The organism is Clostridium sartagoforme (assembly GCF_004794105.1).
In the GTDB taxonomy this organism is placed as follows: domain Bacteria; phylum Bacillota; class Clostridia; order Clostridiales; family Clostridiaceae; genus Clostridium; species Clostridium sartagoforme_B.
The window spans coordinates 1-3,916 of record NZ_SRYR01000025.1 but is presented as its reverse complement, the minus strand read 5'-3'; the positions used below and the strand labels follow the sequence as shown (position 1 = coordinate 3,916).

Genomic DNA, 3,916 nt, shown 5'->3' with positions numbered 1-3,916 from the left:
CAGCGTCGATGGTACTGCACGGGCGACTGTGTGGGAGAGTAGAACGTTGCCAGGTTAATATGCGTTATTAGCTCAGTTGGTAGAGCACCTGACTCTTAATCAGGGTGTCCCGGGTTCGATCCCCTGATAACGCACCAAAATCCTAAACGTAAGTTTAGGATTTTTTTGTTTATTAAAAATATTCTTAGAGTATAATAAGATATAGAAGAAGTTTTATAACTTAAGATATAAAAATGTCAAATATAGATTGAAATTAAATTAGTCGGAGGAGATAATATGTTTTCAAAAAGAAGAAAAGTAGCCATAGTTGGAACTGGACTAGTAGGTTCTAGTACAGCTTTTAGTCTAATTACTCAAGGCGTATGTGATGAAGTAATTATGATAGATATTAATAGGGAAAAAGCTCTTGGAGAAGTAATGGATTTGAAACATTGCATAGAGTATTTAAATAGAAATACAAAGATTAGGGTTGGATCATATGAAGAATGTGGAGATGTGGATATAGTAGTAATTACAGCTGGAGCACCTCCTAAGCCAGGTCAAACAAGATTAGACACATTGGATTTATCAGCTAAAATAACAGAATCAATAGTAAATCCTATAATGGAAAGTGGATTTAAAGGACATTTTATAATAGTTTCTAATCCTGTGGATATAATATCATATTATGTGTATAAGTTATCTGGATTACCAAAGAGTCATGTAATAGGGTCTGGAACATCAGTAGATTCAGCAAGATTAAAGAATTTTATAGGAGATATATTTAATGTAGATCCAAGAAGTGTTCAAGCTTATTCAATGGGAGAGCATGGAGATTCTCAAATGGTTCCATGGTCTCATGTATATATCGGAGGAAAGCCTTTTAGAAAGGTAATAGAAGATAATAAGGATAGAGTAGGGGATATAGATTTAGATAAATTAGTACTAGATACAGCTAGAGCAGGATGGGAAGTATATAATAGAAAAGGAACCACATATTATGCTATAGCATCTTCGACTGTAGGGATAATAAAGGCTATTATTAATGATGAAAATAAAATTATTCCTGTTTCTACACTATTAGATGGAGAATATGGAGAAACTGATGTATTTTCTGGGGTACCTGCAGTTTTAAACGCTGAGGGTGTTAAGGAAGTTGTAGAGATAGATATGACTACTGAAGAACTAGAGAAATTTAAGCTATCTAATAAAACAATAAGAGAATACATTAAAAAGCTAAATAAGTAAAAATAATGGTAGGTTATTATGATGGATAATAGCCTACTATATTTATAATTTTCTGGAAATTTTAATATATTTATATAAATAATAAAAAAATAAAAAAGTTTGATAAAAAATGTTGACATTAATAAGAGAACCATATATAATTAGTTCTTGTTGAGGGACAAATATCTGGTGATGATGGCGTAGAGGAAACACTCCTTTCCATTCCGAACAGGAAAGTTAAGCTCTACAGCGTCGATGGTACTGCACGGGCGACTGTGTGGGAGAGTAGAACGTTGCCAGGTAATAAGGTTTACTAGCTCAATCGGTAGAGCACTTGACTTTTAATCAAGGTGTACCGGGTTCGATTCCCGGGTAAGCCACCAAGCCACTTCTAATTTAAGAAGTGGTTTTTTTATTTTTATAATGTTAGCTTAGAATTTATTTCTTAATAATATTAAATTAGTATTCTATTATTAATTAATATATGTAATGTAGAAAATAGGAAGGCTTTCAATAATATATGTTAGCAGACTAAATTTATTTAAATCTGTCTAGTTTATATTATTGAAAGCCTTATTATTATTATTTATTTTCTCAATATATCTTTTTTCATGAATTTTAAAAATTTCTTTATAGAGTTCCAATCATCTTTTAAAGTACTATTATCTTCATCTTTAAAATATCCACCTATATAAATAAGCATAATAAAGAATAGTATACCAAGGTTAATATAAATATCTTTAATGTCTGCGATAAATAAATCACTAATACCTATAAAGTCTAAGCTACCACCATAGAAGACCTTATCTATTAGGGAGCATAGAGCACCAGTGCTTATAAATAAAAATGACATATCAGCCCAAAAGCTTTTATTTCCTTTAGATAAGTAATACCTATAGACTTCTATTACTAAAATAACTGCAATTATATTTAGAACAATTAAAGCAGAAAAGCCAACTCCTAAACCAAATCTTGCATTAAGCCAAGAACCATCAGTATTTATAATTGGATCAAAAGAAAGGAATCCTTTAATTATTTCTACATAATTATTGAAAAAGAAAAATTTAATTATTATTTTTATTCCTTGATCAATTAACATTAGAATTAAGAAAATTATAATAACAGTTTTATTAGTAAATCCTTTATTATATTTTTTTGATAAATAGTAAATTATTAATCCTGTAAAAGCAAATACAAGGGTTAATAAAAGATTCATCACTAAGGTATAAATATCATTAACTCTGCCAGTAAAGATTTCAAAGGCAAAATATACTAGCCACATAATAGGGAGTAATCCTATAGTAAGCCATTTTTCTTTGTTTTTATTATCAGCCATTTCATCCTCCTATAGTATATTTAAGATATTAAAATTTTATCATATATATTTATAAATTACACAGAACAACACAAAATAATTTAAATCTGATATAATTATAAGTAAATTATGAATAATTAAACTATTCAAATAAAGAATAATATATAAGTTGTACTAAAGCTTTTGTATTTTATTAAGTTATTTTTTATATTAAAAATATTTAAGAAATTAAATTAGTTTGATAACGTATATAAAAATTAAAAGATTGCAGCTTTCAATTAATGTAATTTACACTTTAAACTATATTAATCCAAAATAATATAGGCACTTAAAATGTAGATCAATTATTGAAGCGTAGATTAATATAGTACATATTTAGGAGGGTTTGAGATGTTGAGAATTTTTGCAGTATCTGATTCTATTGGAGAAACAGCTGAGCAAGTAGCATTAGCTGCAGCAAGTCAATTTAAAGGTGAGACAGAAGTAAAGAGAATTCCTTATGTAAAAGAATTAGAGGATATAGAATATATAATGAGAGAAATAAGTGAATTTGAAAAGGTAATGATTGTGTCTACTATTATTACAGTAAATGTAAGGGAATATTTAACTCAAAAGTGTTTGGAGAAAAATATTTCAGTAGTTAATGTACTAGGCCCTATAGTAAATGTAGCATCATCACTTTTAAACAGAATGCCGGATAATAATCCAGGTGCAATGAGAAATATAGATGATACATATTTCAAAAGAATTGAGGCTATGGAATTTGCTATGCAATATGATGATAGTAAAGACTATAGAGGATTAAAAAATGCAGATGTAGTATTAATAGGACTTTCTAGAACATCTAAAACGCCATTATGTATGTATCTTGCGAACAAAGGATTAAAGGCAATAAATATACCGTTAATGCCAGAGGTAGAAATACCTGATGAGTTGTTTGAAGTAGACAGAAAAAAAGTTTTTGGATTAGTAATAAATCCACTTCAATTAATAGAAATTAGAAAAAAGAGATTAGATAAGTTTCATAGAATGCCAACTGGTATAGATTATGCAAGTGATGCAAGAATACTAGAGGAATTTGAATTTTCAGATAAAATAATTAGGAAGATAGGTTGTAAAACTATTGATGTTACTCAAAGAGCTATAGAGGATACTGCATTAATTATTTTAAAGTCATTAGGATATACTAAATAGTATATGAATAAAATATAAAGCTCTAGAAAACCTAAGAAAAGTAAGGCTTTCTAGGGTTTTATGATAAAATAAATAAAAAAATAATAAAAATGTGTTGACATAATATTATTAGAATGATAAGATAATGAAGTCGCTTGAGGGCGGCGGAGAAAATGGTCTTTGAAAATTGAACAGAATAAAGTTAAGTAAAATAAACCAGCA

At 28.5% G+C, this 3,916-nt stretch carries 3 protein-coding genes, 2 tRNA genes and 1 rRNA gene; 5 read left to right on the top strand and 1 reads right to left on the bottom strand.

Features of this window, described 5'->3' with window-relative positions:
- Positions 1-61: 61 nt before the first annotated feature.
- The 4 genes from E5347_RS16625 to E5347_RS16610 all read left to right on the top strand — a co-directional run bounded on the left by E5347_RS16625 (position 62) and on the right by E5347_RS16610 (position 1,589).
- A tRNA-Lys gene (locus E5347_RS16625) sits at positions 62-137 on the top strand.
- Between the two features lie 139 nt (positions 138-276).
- Complete coding sequence (locus E5347_RS16620; protein WP_136008341.1) at positions 277-1,227, top strand: L-lactate dehydrogenase; 951 nt, start codon at positions 277-279, stop codon at positions 1,225-1,227.
- 164 nt (positions 1,228-1,391) lie between these two features.
- Positions 1,392-1,508: ribosomal RNA gene (gene rrf, locus E5347_RS16615) — 5S ribosomal RNA — on the top strand.
- A gap of 5 nt (positions 1,509-1,513) precedes the next feature.
- Positions 1,514-1,589: transfer RNA gene (locus E5347_RS16610), tRNA-Lys, on the top strand.
- A 203-nt stretch (positions 1,590-1,792) separates the two neighbouring features.
- On the opposite strand, the gene E5347_RS16605 is transcribed toward E5347_RS16610, so the two are convergent.
- On the bottom strand, positions 1,793-2,542 hold the full coding sequence (locus tag E5347_RS16605; RefSeq protein ID WP_136008340.1) for a signal peptidase II: 750 nt from the start codon (positions 2,540-2,542) through the stop codon (positions 1,793-1,795).
- 369 nt (positions 2,543-2,911) lie between these two features.
- On the opposite strand from E5347_RS16605, the gene E5347_RS16600 reads away from it, so the two are divergent.
- On the top strand, positions 2,912-3,715 hold the full coding sequence (locus tag E5347_RS16600; protein ID WP_136008339.1) for a pyruvate, water dikinase regulatory protein: 804 nt from the start codon (positions 2,912-2,914) through the stop codon (positions 3,713-3,715).
- Positions 3,716-3,916 lie beyond the last annotated feature (201 nt).

Coding starts and splice junctions, on each gene's coding strand:
- E5347_RS16620 (WP_136008341.1), top strand. CDS start 277: ATGTTTTCAAAAAGAAGAAAAGTAGCCATAGTTGGAACTGGACTAGTA.
- E5347_RS16605 (WP_136008340.1), bottom strand. CDS start 2,542: ATGGCTGATAATAAAAACAAAGAAAAATGGCTTACTATAGGATTACTC.
- E5347_RS16600 (WP_136008339.1), top strand. CDS start 2,912: ATGTTGAGAATTTTTGCAGTATCTGATTCTATTGGAGAAACAGCTGAG.